The organism is Nodosilinea sp. E11 (genome assembly GCF_032813545.1).
Taxonomy (GTDB): Bacteria; Cyanobacteriota; Cyanobacteriia; order Phormidesmidales; family Phormidesmidaceae; genus Nodosilinea.
On record NZ_CP136520.1, the window covers coordinates 2,641,569 to 2,660,489 of the forward strand.

At 49.0% G+C, this 18,921-nt stretch carries 17 protein-coding genes; 7 read left to right on the top strand and 10 right to left on the bottom strand.

The features are described 5' to 3' along the window. The first annotated feature begins 14 nt into the window (after positions 1-14). The 5 genes from RRF56_RS14020 (at position 15) to RRF56_RS14040 (ending at position 6,243) form a co-directional block, all read left to right on the top strand. Positions 15-1,457 carry an N-6 DNA methylase gene (locus RRF56_RS14020; protein WP_317038261.1) on the top strand — a complete coding sequence of 481 codons (1,443 nt, stop codon included), beginning with the start codon at positions 15-17 and terminating at the stop codon, positions 1,455-1,457. Next, a complete protein-coding gene (locus RRF56_RS14025) occupies positions 1,454-3,118 on the top strand; it encodes a restriction endonuclease subunit S (RefSeq protein ID WP_317038262.1) in 1,665 nt (554 codons plus the stop codon). Before RRF56_RS14020 ends, RRF56_RS14025 begins: the two co-directional genes overlap by 4 nt. Further along, positions 3,115-4,701, top strand: coding sequence for an AAA family ATPase (locus RRF56_RS14030; RefSeq protein WP_317038263.1), 1,587 nt, complete (start codon positions 3,115-3,117; stop codon positions 4,699-4,701). The genes RRF56_RS14025 and RRF56_RS14030 overlap by 4 nt, the downstream gene beginning before the upstream one ends. Next, positions 4,698-5,528 (top strand): hypothetical protein, encoded by an 831-nt coding sequence (locus tag RRF56_RS14035; RefSeq protein WP_317038264.1) that lies wholly within the window; start codon positions 4,698-4,700, stop codon positions 5,526-5,528. Before RRF56_RS14030 ends, RRF56_RS14035 begins: the two co-directional genes overlap by 4 nt. A gap of 82 nt (positions 5,529-5,610) precedes the next feature. Then, complete coding sequence (locus RRF56_RS14040; protein ID WP_317038265.1) at positions 5,611-6,243, top strand: hypothetical protein; 633 nt, start codon at positions 5,611-5,613, stop codon at positions 6,241-6,243. Positions 6,244-7,161: 918 nt separating this feature from the next. On the opposite strand, the gene RRF56_RS14045 is transcribed toward RRF56_RS14040, so the two are convergent. The 6 genes from RRF56_RS14045 to RRF56_RS14070 are packed head-to-tail and all read right to left on the bottom strand — an operon-like array spanning position 7,162 to position 14,037. Beyond that, positions 7,162-9,174 (bottom strand): response regulator, encoded by a 2,013-nt coding sequence (locus RRF56_RS14045; protein WP_317038266.1) that lies wholly within the window; start codon positions 9,172-9,174, stop codon positions 7,162-7,164. Positions 9,175-9,183: 9 nt separating this feature from the next. Continuing rightward, on the bottom strand, positions 9,184-11,337 hold the full coding sequence (locus RRF56_RS14050; protein WP_317038267.1) for an ATP-binding protein: 2,154 nt from the start codon (positions 11,335-11,337) through the stop codon (positions 9,184-9,186). After that, entirely contained in the window at positions 11,334-12,341 is a 1,008-nt protein-coding gene (locus RRF56_RS14055) for an ATP-binding SpoIIE family protein phosphatase (RefSeq protein ID WP_317038268.1), read from the bottom strand. The genes RRF56_RS14050 and RRF56_RS14055 overlap by 4 nt, the downstream gene beginning before the upstream one ends. A gap of 14 nt (positions 12,342-12,355) precedes the next feature. Further along, complete coding sequence (locus tag RRF56_RS14060; RefSeq protein ID WP_317038269.1) at positions 12,356-12,736, bottom strand: anti-sigma regulatory factor; 381 nt, start codon at positions 12,734-12,736, stop codon at positions 12,356-12,358. 4 nt (positions 12,737-12,740) lie between these two features. Continuing rightward, positions 12,741-13,157 carry an STAS domain-containing protein gene (locus RRF56_RS14065; protein ID WP_317038270.1) on the bottom strand — a complete coding sequence of 139 codons (417 nt, stop codon included), beginning with the start codon at positions 13,155-13,157 and terminating at the stop codon, positions 12,741-12,743. 28 nt (positions 13,158-13,185) lie between these two features. Further along, positions 13,186-14,037 (bottom strand): STAS domain-containing protein, encoded by an 852-nt coding sequence (locus RRF56_RS14070; protein WP_317038271.1) that lies wholly within the window; start codon positions 14,035-14,037, stop codon positions 13,186-13,188. A 410-nt stretch (positions 14,038-14,447) separates the two neighbouring features. Between RRF56_RS14070 and RRF56_RS14075 the strand changes: the two genes are divergently transcribed. Continuing rightward, complete coding sequence (locus RRF56_RS14075) at positions 14,448-14,666, top strand: hypothetical protein (protein ID WP_317038272.1); 219 nt, start codon at positions 14,448-14,450, stop codon at positions 14,664-14,666. 127 nt (positions 14,667-14,793) lie between these two features. Here RRF56_RS14075 and RRF56_RS14080 read toward each other — a convergent pair whose 3' ends face one another. Beyond that, positions 14,794-15,252: a hypothetical protein gene (locus RRF56_RS14080; protein ID WP_317038273.1), complete on the bottom strand. Its 459-nt coding sequence runs from the start codon at positions 15,250-15,252 to the stop codon at positions 14,794-14,796. Positions 15,253-15,522: 270 nt separating this feature from the next. Then, positions 15,523-16,092, bottom strand: a complete 570-nt coding sequence (locus RRF56_RS14085) for a DUF4383 domain-containing protein (RefSeq protein WP_317038274.1) — start codon at positions 16,090-16,092, stop codon at positions 15,523-15,525. Positions 16,093-16,360: 268 nt separating this feature from the next. Between RRF56_RS14085 and arfB the strand changes: the two genes are divergently transcribed. Next, positions 16,361-16,774, top strand: a complete 414-nt coding sequence (arfB, locus tag RRF56_RS14090) for an alternative ribosome rescue aminoacyl-tRNA hydrolase ArfB (RefSeq protein ID WP_317038275.1) — start codon at positions 16,361-16,363, stop codon at positions 16,772-16,774. A gap of 147 nt (positions 16,775-16,921) precedes the next feature. Here the strand turns inward: arfB and RRF56_RS14095 are convergent, their stop codons facing one another. Both RRF56_RS14095 and RRF56_RS14100 read right to left on the bottom strand, forming a co-directional pair. After that, positions 16,922-17,881: an aldo/keto reductase family protein gene (locus RRF56_RS14095; RefSeq protein WP_317038276.1), complete on the bottom strand. Its 960-nt coding sequence runs from the start codon at positions 17,879-17,881 to the stop codon at positions 16,922-16,924. 54 nt (positions 17,882-17,935) lie between these two features. After that, the gene (locus RRF56_RS14100) at positions 17,936-18,880 is read right to left on the bottom strand and encodes an SDR family oxidoreductase (RefSeq protein ID WP_317038277.1); all 945 of its coding nucleotides are present in this window, start codon (positions 18,878-18,880) and stop codon (positions 17,936-17,938) included. Between the last annotated feature and the right edge of the window lie 41 nt (positions 18,881-18,921).

Consider the following 18,921-nt stretch of genomic DNA (forward strand, 5'->3'; position numbering starts at 1 on the left):
TCTCTTAAATTTTTATGGCAGCTACCGGTGATATCGTCCAAAAACTATGGAGTTTATGCCACGTCCTACGGGACGATGGTGTGACTTACCTGCAATATGTCACGGAGTTGACCTACCTGCTGTTTCTGAAAATGATGCAGGAGACGGAGAGCGAAGAACAGCTGCCCAAGGGATATCGCTGGAGAAATTTGGTCGATCGGGAGGGGCAGGATTTAATGAACTTCTATCGAGAGCTGCTGGTGCATCTTGGTTCTAAGGCATCTTCTAAGCAAGTTCAGGCTATTTTTGCTAATGCCCAGACGTCTTTAACGCAACCGCGCATTCTCAAAAAGTTAGTACAAAGCATTGACGAGTTGGACTGGTTTTCTGAGCATCGGGATGAGTTTGGTGACCTGTACGAAGGGTTACTTCAGAAAAACGCGGAGGAGAAGAAGTCAGGTGCGGGACAGTATTTTACCCCCAGGGCATTGATTGACTCGATGGTAGCATTGATGAAACCCAAACCAGGGGAAGTAATTCAAGACCCCGCTGCTGGCACAGGGGGATTCTTGATTGCGGCCAATCGCTATATCCGCGAAAAACACGACCCCTTTGAATGGAGTATCAAACAGCAGGAGTTTCAGCAAAAGCAGGCGTTTTGCGGTATGGAACTGGTGCAGGACACCCACCGCTTGCTGCTAATGAACCTGATGTTACATGGCATTGAGGGAGATGTACTCCTGGGGAACACCCTTTCTTCCGATGGGCAGCAACTGGGTAAGGCTGATTTGATTTTGACCAATCCGCCCTTTGGCACCAAGAAAGGCGGCGGGCTGCCTTCGCGAGATGACTTTACTTATCCAACCTCAAACAAGCAATTGGCCTTTTTACAGCACATTTATCGGAGCCTAAAACCGGGTGGAAGAGCGGCTGTCGTATTGCCTGACAATGTGCTTTTTGAGAGCAACGCGGGCAAGCAGATCCGCGCTGACCTGATGGATAAATGCAATCTTCACACAATTATTCGGCTACCTCCAGGTATTTTTTACGCCCAAGGGGTAAAAACCAATGTGCTGTTTTTCACCCGTGGCAAGTCAGAGAAAGGAAATACTAAGGAAGTGTGGGTATATGACTTGCGGGCAAATATGCCAACATTTGGTCGGCGGACACAGTTGACCCGCACTCATATATCTGAGTTTGAAGCGGCATTTGGAGATGACCCGTTTGGGCTACCTGAAAGCCTTGCAAAACGTGAGGATACTGGTGAAAGCGGACGATTTCGTTGTTTTAGTCGTGAATGGATTACTGAGCGTAACGAGAACCTCGATATTGCTTGGCTCCGTGATGAGAGCAATTTTGATTTAGACGAATTACCTGAAGCCTCTGCTCTGGCACAGGAAGCAATTACTGAACTGGAGGCAGCTCTCGCAGAACTGCAAGGAATTTTAGATGAGTTAGGCGAAGAGGTTGAATTATGAACCAGAAATTTGAAATACCTAACTCTTGGCTTCAAGTGACACTTGGTGAGGTTGTTGAATATGGCAAAACAATCAAAGCTGATCCTCAAGAAATCCCAGATAGGGCTTGGGTTCTTGAACTTGAAGATATTGAAAAGGATACTTCTAAGCTACTAAAAAGGCTAACTTTCTCTGAGCGCCAATCGAGAAGCACTAAAAACCAATTCGAGAAAGGAGATATTCTTTACGGAAAACTACGTCCTTACCTAAATAAGGTTCTTAGGGCTGATATGGATGGATATTGTTCTACAGAAATCATTCCTTTAAAGCCAAATCAAGCTCTTGATGGAAACTTCTTATTTCATTGGCTTAAACATCCTGGCTTTTTGAAGTATGTTGATGCTGTAAGTCATGGCTTGAATATGCCACGATTAGGTACACAGGCTGGTAGGAAAGCTCCTCTGCTTGTTGCCCCTATTCTAGAACAAAGGCGAATAGCTGAGAAGCTCGACCACTTGTTTGAGCAAGTTGATGCATGTCGGAAAAAATGTGAACGTATTCCTTTTATTTTGAAACAATTTCGCCAGTCCATTCTTGCTGCTGCCACTTCAGGAAAGTTGACTGAGAATTGGCGTCATATTACCTCAAACACCAGTAGAAGAGTGGACGAAGAATTAAATCAATTTAACTTTTCGGGAATTGATTGTTTCAGAGAGTACGAGTTTCCGGCTAGTTGGGAGACGGCCCGATTAGAGGAAATCGCAGAGATATCAGGTGGTATAACAAAGGATTCTAAAAGGCAAGATCCAGAAGATGAGGAACTTCCTTATCTTCGTGTTGCTAATGTTCAGCGTGGCTATCTTGATCTTAGTGAAATGAAGACAATACGAGTCCCCAAAAAGCGTATAGAAAGTTTACTGTTAGAGAGAGGAGATATTTTATTTAATGAGGGTGGAGATATTGACAAGCTCGGAAGAGGCTGGGTCTGGAATGGCGAAATAGAGAAATGTACTTTTCAAAACCATGTGTTTAGGGCACGATTAAGAAATTGTTCATTTGAGCCTAAATTCTTTTCTTGGTATGGCAATTCACGTGGATTTGACTATTTTCTTTCGTATGGTAAGCAGAGCACAAATCTCGCTTCAATCAATAAAACGGTTCTTTCTTCATTACCAGTAGTTGTTCCTCCGTCAGAGGAGCAAAAAGAAATAGTTCGCCGTGTAGAAAGCCTATTTTCGTTTGCCAATCGTCTTGAAGCTCGCTATAAAGCTGCGATCATCCAGGTTGAGCGATTGATTTCTGCTTTATTGGAAAAGGCTTTTCGAGGTGAACTCGTCCCACAAGATCCAAATGATGAGTCAGCCGCAGCGCTACTAGAAAGAGTTCGCAATCAGCTTTTTACAACTAAAGCAAATGAAACAGGCCGACAAGTAAAGAACACTACATCCACTAAATCTCCTACTGAGCAAGTAGTTATGTTGACACGTAAAGATATTGAACCTTCACACCTTACTACAATCCTCAAAAAGCAGGGTGCCTTATCAGCAGAAGAATTATGGGTAGCTTCTCAACTTGAAATTGATGACTTTTATGATCAGCTAAAGGCAGAAGAAGAAAAAGAACTTCTAAGAGAGCGAAGAGGGACAGAAGAAGATTCACCCCGGTTCTTGGAGGCAGCATGAGGTTAGATTGGTTACGTATTCCTGCCTATCGAGGCAAGAGGTTAAGGAATTTTGAAATTGACTTTGATGAAAACCAATCAACTACGATTTTGATTGGGCGTAACGGTTCCGGAAAGTCAAATCTAATTGAAGCCATTGTTGAGATTTTTCGCGACTTGGAGCTGAGCAAGCCTCCTGCTTTTGCATATGAATTACAGTATGTCTGCCGTGATAAAGTCATTAATATAAACGCTGATCCGGAACGGAGTAATAGAAGATTAGATATTCAAGTAGATGGCAAGTCAATTACGCAAACTACTTTTAATCGTAAATTAGTAGAATATTTGCCAAATTTCGTGTTTGCTTATTATTCCGGCTTGAGCAGTCGATTAGAAAAACATTTTGACGAACCAACTCGTCGCTACTATCAAGAGATTTTAAATAGTAAGCAAAGCGAAATGCCCTTACGCCGAATGTTCTTTTGTCGTAAGGAGTACAGTCAGCTGGTTCTGCTAGCATTTTTCCTGTCTAATACAGAAACTGCGCATGAGCTGTTAGAAAAATACCTAAACATCAAATGCTTTGATTCTGCACTTTTTGTTTTGAAAACGCCCTGGTGGCGAGGAACTGGCAGACCCAATAAAACACAATTAGCTGAGGGCGATCCTCGATTTTGGTATGCACGGGGGGCATTTAAGACATTCCTTGATCGTCTCTGGAGCCAAGCCCTTGCACCTATTCGTAATACCGAAGCAGTTGAACGTGATGTGAGAGGAAAAACAGAAAATACTGAGCGGCTATATCTCTTTATCAAAAATCAAGAAGAACTTACCGATCTAAAAACAGAAGAGGAAGATGAAAAAACTCTCTTTGGATATCTGGAAAGCTTATTTCTCTGTGACTTAATAGATGAAGTACGTGTCACGGTTGAACGTACTGACGGTACGCGGGTTAAGTTTACGCAATTAAGCGAAGGTGAACAGCAACTTCTCACAGTCCTTGGACTGATGCTGTTTACCCAAAATGACGAATCAATTTATTTGCTTGATGAACCAGATACTCATCTCAATCCAGTATGGACTTATGAGTATTTGAAGCTCTTGCAAGATAATATCCGTGCCGAAAAGGGACAATTGCTAGTAGCAACTCACAATCCACTGATGATTGGTAGTTTGTACAAAAATCAGGTCCGTATAATATCCCAACAAGAGGAATCAACCATTGCAGAAGAACCTGAATATGACCCAATTGGGATCGGTGTGGAGGGTCTTTTGAAGTCAGAATTGTATGGCTTACGTTCAACCTTGGCTCCAGAAATCCTAGATAAACTAGATCGCCATTACCAACTCTTAGGCAAGCAGGATAAGACTCCCGAAGAAAATTTAGTACTTATCAATCTTGCAAATGAACTTAATTCATTACATGTATCGCGTACTCATCCTAATCCGTATTTTGAGCATTTCGCTACCGCTATGGCTAACACTATAACTGAAAAGGAAAACGTACTTTCTAAAGAAGAAATTGAAGCTCAAGCCAGATTGGCTGATGAAATACTATCAGAACTTTCTAGTGAGAGTACTTCCAACGAGAATATCCAGCGATGAGACATATTCGACTAGAAAAACCTGTTCAAGGATCTGAATATTATGAAGACTTTCAAAAATGGGATACTAAAGCAAAACAACTTATTGAAGAGCTTAAAGCTGCTCCAGACATGAAAGCAAGAAAACAAATTATTGATGATAATAAAACTTTTTGGGGTGAGCTTAAGGCATGGTTATTATCTCTATCAAATCAGAGATGCTGGTTTTCTGAGGCACAAGATTGTTTTTCCCACTGGGAAGTTGAACATTTTCGCCCTAAGAAAACTACCAAAGACGAAACTGGCAAAGAGTATGATGGTTATTGGTGGTTAGCATTTGACTGGAATAATTTTCGTATATGCGGTAATGTTGGCAACCGTAAGAAGGGAACTTACTTTCCTTTACAAGATGAATCGAAAAGGGTACTAAAGCCAGAGGACGATTACAGATATGAGCCCTGCCTTTTATTAGATCCCATCAATGCACATGACTCAAGTCTTATATTTTTTAATATGGAAGGAGAGGCAATTCCTGATCCACACATAGCTAGTGAGTGGGAGAGGAAAAGAGTAGTTGAATCAGTTAAACGATTTAGGCTTGATTTTCCTGCTTTAGAAAGAAAGCGTGGAATTGTTTGGAACAACTGTTGGAACTGCATTCAGAAATATTTAGAGGAACTTGACAAACTGTACAAAGGCGATCAGGATAATCCTATCGCTCGCCAAGAACTTGCTAATAAAGCTGACGCCATAAAAGAGCTTGTGAGTGGTGCGACAGAGCTCTCCTCTGTCGCACGAGCATGTGTTCTGAGCACGAATGATCCACGTGTAATAAGGCTCTTAAGATAGGTAAAATCTTGTGGAGGGAAAACTATACTTGAGCAATTAATTATTGAATTATATAATAGTTTGCATTGTCGACTGGAAAAATATGATTATAAGTAATGACGACAAGGGCTATCCGTCAAAATGGAGTGACTACTCCAATCAAATGAAAATTAGCAACGGCAGTTTCAGTGGGCTGTTAGGATTAGGCTCAAACCCTGGCGATATCAATCGATTTGCCGCACGGTTTAGAGCCGCCAACTGTTTTGCAGGTTTAGAATTTGAGGGGTACTCAGAAGAAACGCAGAAAGGTTATAGCGCTCTCTGTCAAGTAGTCTTTACCTGGTCTGCCTTCGAGACTTTATTGAAGCTTAAGTCCACACAAGCTAACTCTATCGGTGAAGCTTTGCGACAATATGGTTCAGAACAAATATTAGCCAATATCAAAAATTTAGATGTAGAAAATAAGTTTTATAGGTTCATTCACGAAAGAGTAAATTCCTCCCATCAGCGAGAACTAGATAATTACTTTAATGATGATCCCAGCAATATAGCTTACTTGGCATCAGCCATCCGTCACATATTTGCCCATGGCATTCTCACACCAAATGTGCAGAAAATTAGCCCTAATATTGTTGTTGAAATATGTCGCCTACTCTGTGAATTTCTAATGACAGTCATGGATGAAGAGTTTACCCTGCACTATGAGCAGGCGCTTAGAGAAATACGAGGACAGTAAAAAGGAAGGATTTATCCCCACAATTCTCACCATGCTTCATCCTGCCTAATATCCCAATATTTCACCAAATTCCCAGTACCCATATGGCGAGTAATCTGCTTTAGTGTCCTCAGCGAGTGCCCCTTTGGTGCCCTTTGTCAGTAGCGATTCACCTCCTGTGAGGCTTCACCATTGCCTTGAACCGTGGGTACTTGTTCCCTCAAACCTAAGTAGTCACAAGCTAACCGCAACGCCTTCTTCACCGCCTGAGTGCTTATACCCCCTTTTCAAGAGACCAAGAAACATGTGGCGGCTACCTATAGCAGCTCAGCCAGCGGAGGAGCCGCAGTCACGCTACTGGTCTGCTTTGTCTTGGTGTTTCCTGGCCCGTTAGGTAATACAGCCAGCGACAATGTCCTGAACCTGTAGCCGCGCTACTTCTCCCACCCGCGCAGCCGTGCAGTCGATTTGGCAGATTAGCCAGTGAGGGCAGTTCAACCAAGGCATGGTAAGCAGAGTAGTACATTAGCCCCTACGGCAGCCATTGAGGCCAGTCACCACATCAACAAGGTGATCTCGTCAAAGTCTCAACCGTGCAGGGTATTGGCTTTGTGTAGGGCTTAAAAAATGACATGTATGGCATTATGTAGAGCTTAATGCCTAGTGGTGTAGGACTTCTAGCTTGGTGTAGGATTCTGCCTATAAGCGGCCAACCCAAAAACTTTAAGAATCATGAAAATTCAATCGGGTACGATTTGGGTATTCAATTCAATACAAGTTTTCTGAAAAGCCTCTACAGTAAGGATTTTGGCTGCTTAGACCCCCACGTTGACATCGTGGGGGTCACTGGTTCGAGTCCAGTTACGTCCATTCTCTCAAAAGCCTATGTTAGTAAGGCTTTTCATTTCTTGCGACACAGCTGCCCTGTCTGTGGTGCTCTCACTTGTGCTGCATTAGCGTCGAAATTGTTTGCGACAAAATTTCTGGCTCAATCGGTTTGGTAATATGCTGCTGAAACCCGGCGGCTAATGCCTGCTGCTGATCACTTTCCCCAGCGTAGGCGGTAATGGCGATCGCCAAAATGTCTCCGCCCTGATCAGGCGATCGCGCTCTGATCTGGCGAAGTAAGGCGTAGCCATCCATATCAGGCATGCCAATATCACTAATCAGCAAATCGAACTCTGCTTGTTGTAACTCCCTTAACGCTTCTTGAGCGGAGCTTACCTGAGTAACCGTTGCCCCCTGCTGTTCTAACAAAAAAGTAACTAGATCACGTGAATCTTGTTCATCATCCACAAACAGCACTCGCAGTCCATCAAAATGCAACTCTGAACGGTCGAGCGCCGAGGGATGATCTGGATGCAATGGTGAGACAGCCCTGGTGGGTAGCCTCACCATAAAGGTTGAGCCTTGCCCTTCTCCTAAACTCGCCGCCTCAACGGTTCCGCCATGGAGTTCAACCAAGTGACTGACGATCGCCAATCCCAACCCTAACCCCCCAAAACTTCGAGTCGTGGTGCTGTCGGCTTGCCGAAAGTAGTCAAAGACATAGGGCAAAAAGCTAGCGGTGATGCCTTTGCCAGTATCACTGACTGTAATTTGAGCATAGGCAGCAGGGCCAGGGGACGATACAGCCTGTTCTTCACCGGCCTCGACTTGCTCTAGCCGCACCTCCACGTTTCCACCCGGGGGTGTGAATTTGACGGCATTGGAGATCAAATTCCAAATCACCTGCTGTAGACGACCCGAATCGCCCAACACTTGTCCAACATCGGGTTCAAAGATGGTCTCAATTTGAATAGCTTTTGCTTCAGCGGCGAGCTGCACAGTCTCAAGGGCAGATCTAATCGTGAAGGGTAGACTAACTGGCTCTGTCTTTAAACTCAGCTTGCCCTGAAGGATGCGAGAAACATCGAGCAAGTCTTCGATCAGCTGTGCTTGTAATCTAGCGTTTCGCTCAATCGTTTCGAGTGCATACTGCGTTTTTGCGGCGTCTTGTTGTTTCGTTTGCAGTATTCTTGCCCAGCCTAGAATGGGGTTTAAAGGCGACCTGAGCTCGTGGGATAACACGGCCAAAAACTCGTCTTTAATGCGATTTGCCTGCCGCAGCTGATCTGCTTGCTCACGAGTTGTTTCATAGAGCGAATCTAGACGTTGATTACGCTCCTGCAGAATTAGTTCTGCTTGCTTGCGCTCATCCTCGATCTGCTTGCGATTGGTAATATCTGCTAGAGTCAGAACGGCACCTGTAAAGGCACCAAACTCATTGAGAACCGGGTCCATGGTTTTGGCAAACCAGCGTTCTTGACTTTGCAGTTCTAACAGTTGGCGCTGGAACGTTTCTTTAGCGTGGTAGAAACAAGTGCCGTCTCCTACCCCCAAGGTGGCCTTCATCAATTCATAGTGGACGCATCCCAAAATGTCTTCAGCAGGCTTACCAAAAAGCCCCATCATGGCTCGATTACAACGCAAAATTTTACCCTGCTGATCGAGCAGACAGACGCTATCGTTGATGGCATCAAAGGTGGTTTGCCACTCCCGGGCTGAAATGAGCGCTAGTTCCTCTGCCTGGCGAATTCTAAATAGCGATCGCACCGTCGCCAAGAGTTCAATCGGTTCAACTGGCTGGGCCAGATAACCGTCAGCACCGCTGTCTAGTCCTTCGGCCTTATCTTGACTTTTAACAAAGCTGGCTGAGAGATGTAGTACCGGAATAAAGCGAGTTTTTGGGTCAGACTTGATCTGACGACAGACTTCAAAGCCGTTCAGATCAGGCAGTTTTACGTCTAGAATCACCAGCGCTGGTTCATGCAGGACGATCGCCTCTAACCCTGCGGTTGCCGTTGCCGCTTCTACGACGGCAAACCCTGCATTTTGCAAAATTCGCCTGACGATGTAACGATTGGCCTCGTTGTCATCAATATGCAGAATGGTTTCGCTGGGCACAAACATGACACGTCCTCAAGCACCTAAAACAAGTCCGGCTTTGGCGAGTGCTGCTCGAAGGTGAGAGACTGCTTCTGCTTGTGATGTTTTTTCCTTAGACAGGATAGCGACACCTTGTTGAGCTAGACGGCTCTGGGTTTCTAAATCCAACTGGGTTGATGAGTAGATGATAACAGGAATAGATTGAGTAATGGGATTATGCCGAAGCTGTTCAAGCGCAGCAAATCCACTTAACTCTGGCATTTCAAGATCAAGCAGAATTGCAGTAGGTTGTTCATTTTCTGCCATTACCAATCCTTCCTGTCCTCTTTCAGCTTCTAAAACCTGTAGCGAAATACCCGTCAATAACTGCTTTACTACATATCGCCAAGCTGGGTCATCATCAATAAGTAAGAGTTTTTGAGTATTGCCCTGACCAATTAGAGTATTGAGTTTGGTGAGCAAAGGTAATTGCTCTACAGGCTTAATTAGGAATCCATCGGCACCTAATGCGATCGCCTGTTTCTCGTTATCCACGACTGTAATCACTAAGACAGGAATATTACGAGTTGTTTCATCACTTTTAAGCTCTCGCAGGAACGTCCAGCCGTTTTGCCCTTCGAGCAAAATGTCCAGCACGATCGCCGCTGGTTGAAGTTGTTGTAAGGCCTGTCTGGCCTGAGCCAGGGTGCGGGTAGCGATCAACTGATATCTAGACGCTTGCAGGTGTTTCTCGTAGATAAAGAGCGTTTCAGTGTGATCTTCAATCGCCAAAATGGGCAGGCGGGCCAGGTTCAGAGCGGTAATCGGTTGCAGTGAGTCGGGCAGGTCTGCGGCTTTGGGGTAAACAATCGGAATGCAGACCGAAAAGGTAGACCCTTGACCCGGTTCACTCTGCACGGCAACACTGCCCCCCATCAGCTCGGCTAGCTTACGCGATAGCGGCAAGCCCAGCCCTGTCCCTTTCACCTGCTTTTGCAGGTGAGACTCAATTTGCATAAAATCCTCAAAGACGCGCTCCTGGTCATCGGCGGCAATGCCGATGCCGGTGTCAGACACCGAGAGCCGAATCATCTGACCAACGTGCTCTGCGGTGACGCGCACCTCTCCCCGCTCCGTAAATTTGAGCGCGTTTGAGATAAAGTTTCTGAGGATTTGAGCAATTTTGCTCTCATCGCTGTAAAGCGAGGGCAGTTCGTCGGGTTCGTCAAACACGAGCGACACCGAGGAACCCTGCACCAGCAGCGGCCGCAGCATGCCGCGCAGGGTGGCAAACAGGTCACTCACGGCAAAGGAACTGGGATGCACCTCGGTTTTGCCCGCTTCTACCTTGGCCAAATCCAGCAGATCATTGACCAGCTCTGACAACCCATCCGCCGCTTTTTGAATGAACGTTACCTGCTTTTCTTGCTCTAAGGACAGCTCCCCATCTATGCGAGCCAGCAGCATTCGAGAGAGACTCAAAATCGAGTTCAGCGGCGTGCGAAACTCGTGGCTCATGTTAGACAGAAAGCGCGTTTTTAGCTCGTTGGCCTGTTGCAGGGAGCTGGCTTTTTCGTCCAGCTCCGCATAGAGGGCAATCACACCGCGATTGGTGTCTTCTAGCTCCCGGTTGAGGTAAGTTAACTCTTCTTCTCGCTTGCGAAGTTCGGCCATCGCCCGCAGCAATTCCTGGTTTTGCCGCTGAATTTCGTCGTAAGGGTTTTGGGGCGATCGCCCCAAAACGGCCTCCCCAATCTGCTGTAGCTGGGAGTCGGTGAAAAGGGGCGATTCTCTTTCAGAGAGGCTGCGCCAACGCTTCGGTAGAGCTTTGCCGATTCTCACCGTGGTTCCCTGCTCGCTCGATTCGATTTCAAAGGAATCCATCAGGCGGCGCGTGCCCACAATGCCCAGCCCCATGCCTGTAGACGACTGATAGCCTCCTGCTAAGACATCGCTCAGATGCGGAATGCCACCGCCTTGATCCTGCACCTGAATGAGAAGGCTTTGGGAGCTTTCCTCCAGGTCAAACTGCACTCTTCCACCCTGGGCGTACTGAAACGCATTGCGGGCAATTTCTGAAACCGCCGTGGCCAGCCGCACCTGATCTTGCCCGTCAAACCCTAGCTGCTCGGCCAGCTCGCGGGTGCGCTGCCGCGCCTGCACGACATCCTGTTCGTAGTGAATTTGCAGGGTGAAGAGGGTGGTCATGCGCCCGTTCCTTTCGCCACCAACATGGTTACGTCATCGCGCTCACGATGAAAATCGCGGTGGAGCACACCGGCAATCAAGCTGGGGTGTTTTTGGTTGAGGCCGGGGTAGCGATCGAGCTTCCACTGGGTACTGATGCCATCGGAGTGCATCGTCAGCAGCCCGTTGGCGTACCAGGGGTAGGTGAATTCTTTGATTTTACGCACTTCATGCCCCACAGTGCCGTTGTAAGACACCAGGTTGTGATGCTCGGTCGCCGAAGAAATGCTGGCCGAAATATTGCCAATGCCCGCAAAGCAAACGGTTTGCTGCTCAACGTTGATTTCGGCGATCGCCAGGGCTGCCCCTCGGGTACTGCGCAGTGCCGCATGGGCCGCTTCGACAATGCCTTGGGGTGACTGATGATGATGATCGTGAAACACTCGGATAGCCGCTGACGCCGCACTGGCCGCCGCCGGACCATGCCCCAACCCATCGACCACTAGAAACAGGCTGCGGTGAGCATCGCCTTGCCAAGCCCAGGCATCTCCAGACACCTCCTCTCCCAGCTTAGGTAAAGCGACTACACCAATTTCAATAATTTTGGGGGGCGAATGAACAGACGTTTTTGCCCAGATATGGGCCAGCAGTGCCGTGCCTTGGTTGGGCTGGGAGTAAATGTCAAAGAAGTCAGAGAGGCGGCGAATGGCACCTAGCCCGTTGCCCGCTGTGCCGGCGGTAGAAAAGCCATCTTGCAGGCATTCCTCCACATCCACCATGCCAGACCCCTGATCTAACCCCAACACTTCGATACCGATGAGGTCATCCTGGGCGATCGCCCGCAGCACAATCACGCCGCAGCCTGCGTGCCGAATCAGATTGTTCGCCACCTCTGTGACCAAAAGGCCCACCTTGCCCCGTTCAGTTTCGTCAAAGCCAAGCCGGGTGGCCAGGGCTAAAGAGGTTCGCCGTGCTTCTCCAGCTTGACTCTGCTCTGTAATCGCGATGGCCGTAGATTCATTCAATTGATGCCCTCAGATTATTTCCAGCGTACGACGATTACCCGCGTTCCCTCTCCCACCACAGACTCAATTTCAAAGTCGTTGGACAAACGTTTTGCGCCCCCCAGCCCCATTCCCAAGCCGCCACCGGTGGTGAAGCCATCCCTGAGCGCCATTTCAATATCGGGAATGCCCGGCCCCTGATCGTCAAAGGTGAGCCTGAGACCGCGCCGAATGCCTTCTTGCAGCGTTTCTAACCTGACGGTTCCGCCGCCGCCATAATCTAGGGTATTGCGAGCCAGCTCGCTGGCAGCGGTGACAATTTTGGTTTGATCGACTAACCCAAAGCCAAGCTCAATGGCAAACTGGCGCACGGCTTGGCGCACCAAAACCACGTCCGCAGAAGATTGAATGACCATCTCCTCAATCTTCTGCATCGTCCTCTACATCCCACTCCGTCGCCATGACCTGAACATTGGCGGATTTGCCGACCGACGCTCGCAATAGGGCCATCCCCTTTTCCACATTCAAGGCGGTGCGAATGCCGGTGAGGGAAAGCCCTAGCTCCACCAGGGTAATGGCGACGGCAGGCTGCATGCCGACGACTACCGTTTCAGCATCCATAACCCGCGACATTTTGGCAATGTTACCCAAAATTCTGCCAATAAAAGAATCAACAATCTCTAGGGCAGAAATGTCGATTAAGACCCCGTTTGCATTGGTTTGGCTAATCCGGTTGGTCAGGTCGTCTTGTAATGTCATTGCCAGGCGATCGTGCATGTCAACCTGAATGGTGACGAGCAAAAATTCGCCCATTTGAAGGATGGGAATCCGTTCCATCAGTACTTCCTTTACCCTGCTTGCGGGCCTACTTACGGGCGATCGTGGTTCCCATGCGCTTTAATGCCATCAGAAAGGCATCGGCTAAGGTTGCTTTGGTAGTTACATCGGTTAAATCGATGCCGAGATACACAATCGTTTGGGCAATTTGCGGTCGAATGCCGCTGATGATACAGTCGGCCCCCATCAGGCGAGCGGCGGTCACCGTTTTGAGCAAATGTTGAGCGGTCAGCGTATCGACGGTTGGCACTCCGGTAATGTCAATAATCGCGACTTCTGAGCCGGTTTCAACAATCTTTTGCAACAGTGACTCCATCACCACCTGAGTCCGGGCACTGTCGAGGGTGCCAATAATCGGCAGTGCCAAAATGCCTTCCCAGAGTTTGACCACTGGGGTAGACAGTTCCATCATTTCTTCCTGCTGCCGCAAAATCACTTCTTCTCGCGATTTTTGGTAGGCTTCTATTACCAGCAGCCCGAGGCGATCGAGCAGGTCGGTGGCTTGCCACACCTCTTCGCCTAGCTCAACAGGGTCGTGCAGCTGCTGCCGCAGGCGGTCAAACAGCGGTCGCTTGAATGAAAAGACAAAGGTAGCCGTTTCAGTGGGGGTAAAGCCTTTTTGGGAGCGCGATCGCGAAATGCTAGTCAGCATGTCCCGCACCTCTCGCCATTCCGTTGCTTGAACATTGCTCAAGTTACCCGATTGAGCCGCGACGCGGAGCAGCTTGAGAAATTCTCGGCACTCGACCTGTAGCTCTACCTCTTTAATTAACCCTTTGCGAGTGTTGGTCGCAATCAGTTCTTGATTCCACTCCGACAGCAGTTCTGCCTCATGAATTTTCAGGATCTCCGGTATTTTGCTGCTGCGAGTTATATCCATGGGGCATTGTCCTTCATCCATTAAGACCGGTGTGGTTTTGCTGTAAACCTGTAATTGGGGGGCACCTGCAATTGAGGGGCGATCAGCATGCCTAGCAATGGCAGATTTTAAACACACCTCAGTGTATGACTATTCCACCCATAGCCGCAATTACCAACCGCAAAACTGGGCAGTGGCCTGGTGTATAGCCTCATCAACAGGTTGCCATCAAAAACGTCCTAACCATTGGGAAGACAGCTATAATTAACCGCTTCTTTTAGGTGAAGCAAAATCAATGCCACAGCCCGCTCAATTCATCCGATTGGCACCTCCAATGTATAGCGGATGAGAGATGAAACGACCGCTGTTACTCGTTAGCCTAGTAAAAACATGCTTTTTAAGCGCTGACGTAACGCAAAAGAATTGGTTTTATGACTGAGAATCAAGGTAAAAATCTCGACAATCCTCAATCCGTTGATAAGACTATTGATGAGGAAACGTTCGATCCTCGTGACTTAGTTAACAAGGGCGGCTACGACAAAGATCCCCGAGAAATTGTTGAGAATCCCGCTGTCGCCCCTCAAATGCTCGACGATCGCCGCAACGACGGCGTAGGCATGGGTCAAGTCGATCACCAAGACTCTGAATAAATTCCTCTTGCGATCTTGATGTCGGGTTCGCTTAAATGCTCCCAATCTGTCATTCCCACTTCCGTGGGAATCCATTGTGAATAAGTTACTCCAGGATGGATTCCCGCCTCTGTGGGTCAGAACCGACTTAAGACTGCGGCATCGGATAGACATCCCAAACTTGAATGCTGTGGCTCGCTAAAACTGACTCAGCCTGGCTCACTTCTGCCTGGCTGCCATCGACGATTACCATAAAATCTTCGCCAATTAAGCGATCGCTAAAAGCCCCCGCCCGCTCTTGGGGAACGCCCAGGGAACGCAACCCATCTTTGAGATGTGACGTCGCTAAGGCCCCTGCCCCTTGCCCTGCAGCCACCGTAGCAAAAGCCGCACCCACGGAGCCCGCCGCTATCACTGCGCCTACCCCAGGAATTGCCAACCCGCCCAGGCCGCCTAGCAAACCGCCCCAGAATGCCAATGTCAAAGCATTCTCCGGCAGTCGTTTAGAGTCATTAATATCTTGCCCTTTGACCTCAGAACCTGTCTTAGCGCCCCCCGCCACCACATCCTCTGCCAACTGCTTGGCCAAAATTGAAATCTGACCCATGGGAAAGCCAGATGATTCTAATGCTCGAACGGCTTGTTCCGCCTGTTCTTCCTCAGGGAAAAAACCGATGCCTCTATGGGTATATTGCTCTGTCATGATGTCTCCTAGTCAGCTCTATTAAAGGCTGTTTCAGTAACGCTTTTCTCCATGCTTTACCTTTTCAGGGCCATCCTCATCGGTCAAAGGGCTTAACCTATTTTTCTCTACCAAAAAAGCGCAGTTAGTCTCTTCTAACTGCGCTTTCCTTACAATTAAGTTTTATGATGCCAACTAAACACTGATGCTGGCTTTTTTCTCGGGTACAAGAAACCCAAAATAACCTGCGATCAAAGCCGTTAAAGCGTTAAACCAAACATTATTGCCAAAAATCGGCATTCGGCCAAACACGGTGTGAGCCACAGGCACCAGACCCATAACGGCAATCAACAGATAAGAAATTGCAAAGAATCGGTTAAACAGACGGGCACCGCCTACGGTGGTAGAGGCCGAAAGACCAAAGATGCCAACTGCCAGGTGAACCAGATTATGCATTAGATTGATCGGGAAAAGGCCAAAGAGATAGCCAAAGCCCTGGGTGTAAGTGTCGCTTAGATCAATCGGCAAGGGTGCCGCACCAGCGACCTCCGGCGAGGGAAGAGACACCAGCGCTGGAATAAATCCGGCTAGGCCCAAGACTGTAAATAAAAGACCTAAGGCTAGTGCACAATTGCGTTCGCTCATCATCGTTAATCTCCTTTGAAGGGTTGATTTTGTTTTTCTTGGTTGAGAGTATTCCGCTAAATCTCGATCTGGAGTTTTACTCCAACAGGCAAAACGAGGAAGTTTGCCTGATTGACCCAATTTCTTTAGGAGGAAAGTCTCAAACGGGCGTATGCAACGGTTGGCTGATGCTCAGTCTCTAGATGCACCCGTCTCAAGCGCTTGCTTTAAAGGAGAAAGACCCTTGCGGGTTAATCCTCTAGCTTCAAAGTAGATAAACCTACCGGCTCGGTAATCAACCAGAATATAGAGATAACGATATAGTGACAAAAGCCTGTCATGTAGAGGGCTTCAACGCTGTACCCCCTGTTCAATTTGGTTATGGTATAGATAGCCTCCCCTGAGCGCCATGCTGCAAATTACCAAACGCACCGCTATTCCCCTCAGCGAGATTGAGCTGAGCGCCGTTCGCTCCCAGGGGGCGGGAGGCCAAAACGTCAACAAAGTCGCCACCGCCATTCATCTGCGCTTTGATATCAACGCCTCATCCCTGTCGCCTCTATACAAAGAGCGCCTGCTTAACCTAAGCGACAGCCGCATTACCAAAGACGGCATTGTGATCATCAAAGCTCAGCAGCACCGCACTCAAGAACAAAACAAAGCTGATGCCCTCGATCGCCTTAAAGCCCTGATCCAAAGCGTCACTCTCACCCCCAAAAAACGCAAGCCCACCAAACCTTCAAACAGCGCTAAGCAAAAACGCCTCGACAGCAAAACCAAGCGAGGGCAAATCAAATCTCAGCGCGGCAACGTGCGGGAATAGTCGAAAGAAACCCCGGCCACCCATTTAGCTAGCGTTGGGGTTTAGCTCTAACAGTTGCCCGGAGGCGTACGTGCCAATGGGGGTTCAAAACTGTTTCAGGTTTACCGCCTGTCGGCGGCGGGCGTGGGGATGAGTGGCGATCGCAGATTACCGCTCCGTCGGCTGAGGTAGAGCTGGGGATAGGACTTGATCGATTTCCTGAAGCACCTCAGGACTTAGATGCACTCCAGAAGCCGCCGCATTGTCGGTCAACTGCTCAGGGCGACTAGCCCCAACAATGGCGGCGGTGACCCGCTCGTCCTGCAAAATCCAGGCGAGAGCCAGTTGGGCCATAGAGAGGTTGAGTCGCTGGGCTATGGGCTGGAGGTTTTGAACGGCACTGAGGACGCGATCGCGCCTTACCTCATCCATAAACCCATTCATCTGGTCATTGGCGGCGCGGGAGTCGGCAGGGGGTGAGGCACCGGGCTTGTATTTGCCGGTGAGCACCCCCTGGGCCAGGGGTGACCAGACGATTTGGCCAATGCCGTTGGCGGCACAGAGGGGAAACACCTCGGCCTGGGGCTGTCGCCACAGCATCGAATACTGCGGCTGGCTGGAGACAAATTTTTCGGTATTGGCCAGGTCTAGAGCCGCTTGAATCTGAGTCGGCTGCCATTCGCTAAAGCCGATGTAGCGCGCTTTGCCCTGGTGCACGATATCACTCAGCGCGGCCATGGTTTCTTCTAGGGGAGTTTTTGGATCGAAGCGGTGGCATTGGTAGAGATCGACATAATCGGTACCCAGACGCTGTAATGAGGCATCGATCTGCTTGTAGATTTGCGCGGCTGACAGCCCTTGATCGCTAGGCGACATGGGGAAAAACACCTTGGTGGCCAACACGTAAGAACTGCGATCGCGCCCCCGCAGCACCTCCCCCAAAAATGACTCGGCGGCTCCCCGCCCATAGACATTGGCCGTGTCGATGAAGTTGATGCCGACCTCAAAGGCTTTGTGCACACAGGCTTCGGCCTGCTGTCGCTCCACCCCGCCGCCATAGGTTAACCATGACCCCAGCGCAATTTCTGAAACGGTCAGATCGCTGTCTCCCAACTGCCGATATTTCATTCCATGCTCCCGTTAAAACGTGCAGATACTCACCAATGCCCCATCAGTGCCCCATTAGTGCCCCAACACCAGCTTCACCAGCCAATCTGACAAACTCGGCACCGTGAGATGGGTAAAATCTCCCTTCACTTGCTCATAGCCAGCCATCGGTTCAAACAAGCCGTCTGGGGCCTGGGAGGTTTTGGGCTGATCGGTACGCTGACCCCGAAAGCCAATGTGGGCCAGGGCAAAGTCGACCACCTCTGGCGACAACCGCTGGGTGACATCGAGCAGGCGGCCCACATCACCCACAATGTAGTCGCGAATCGGGTGCTCGGCGGCGTAGAGAATCGCAGTCGTGACTAAGCGTGGGTCGTAGTAGGGGGGAATGCCCGTGGGCTTAACGCCGACCTTGGTACGCATGTGGTTGTAGAAAGGGGTATTGATCACCGCTGGCTTGATGCTGGTGATGTTGATAGCTTGCCCCTCGTGCTCTAGCTCTACCCGCAGCGATTCCAGAAAGCCCTCTAGCCCATGCTTGGCCGTGGAGTAGGCACTCTGCAAAGGTAGCGCCCGTCGTCCCTCCATCGACGAAATGGCAATGAGCGAGCCCTGTCCCGCTTGCTTGAGGTGAGGCAGGGCCACCTTAGCCCCATACACCTGGCCCATCAGGGTGACATCGATGATCCGCCGAAATTCTTCGATGGTCATGGCCTCAAAGGGAGCCAGCATGCCAATCGCCGCGCAGTGCACCCAGGTGTCAATGCGGCCAAAGGTGGCGATCGCAGCCTCAGCGATCGCATTGACCTGCTCAAACTCAGCGACATCGGCCACAACGGCGATCGCCTCACCCCCCGCCCGTCGAATCTGCTCCACTAACGACTCCAACCCAGCCTGATTGCGCGCGGCGACAACCACCTGAGCACCCCGCTGGGTCAACGCCAAGGCCGCATCGCGACCAATGCCGCTAGAGGCTCCTACGACGACGACCACCTGTTGGTTAATTGGCTTAAGTTGCATGAAAAAAATCTCTAGAAAAAACCCGACTGTACCCACATGGA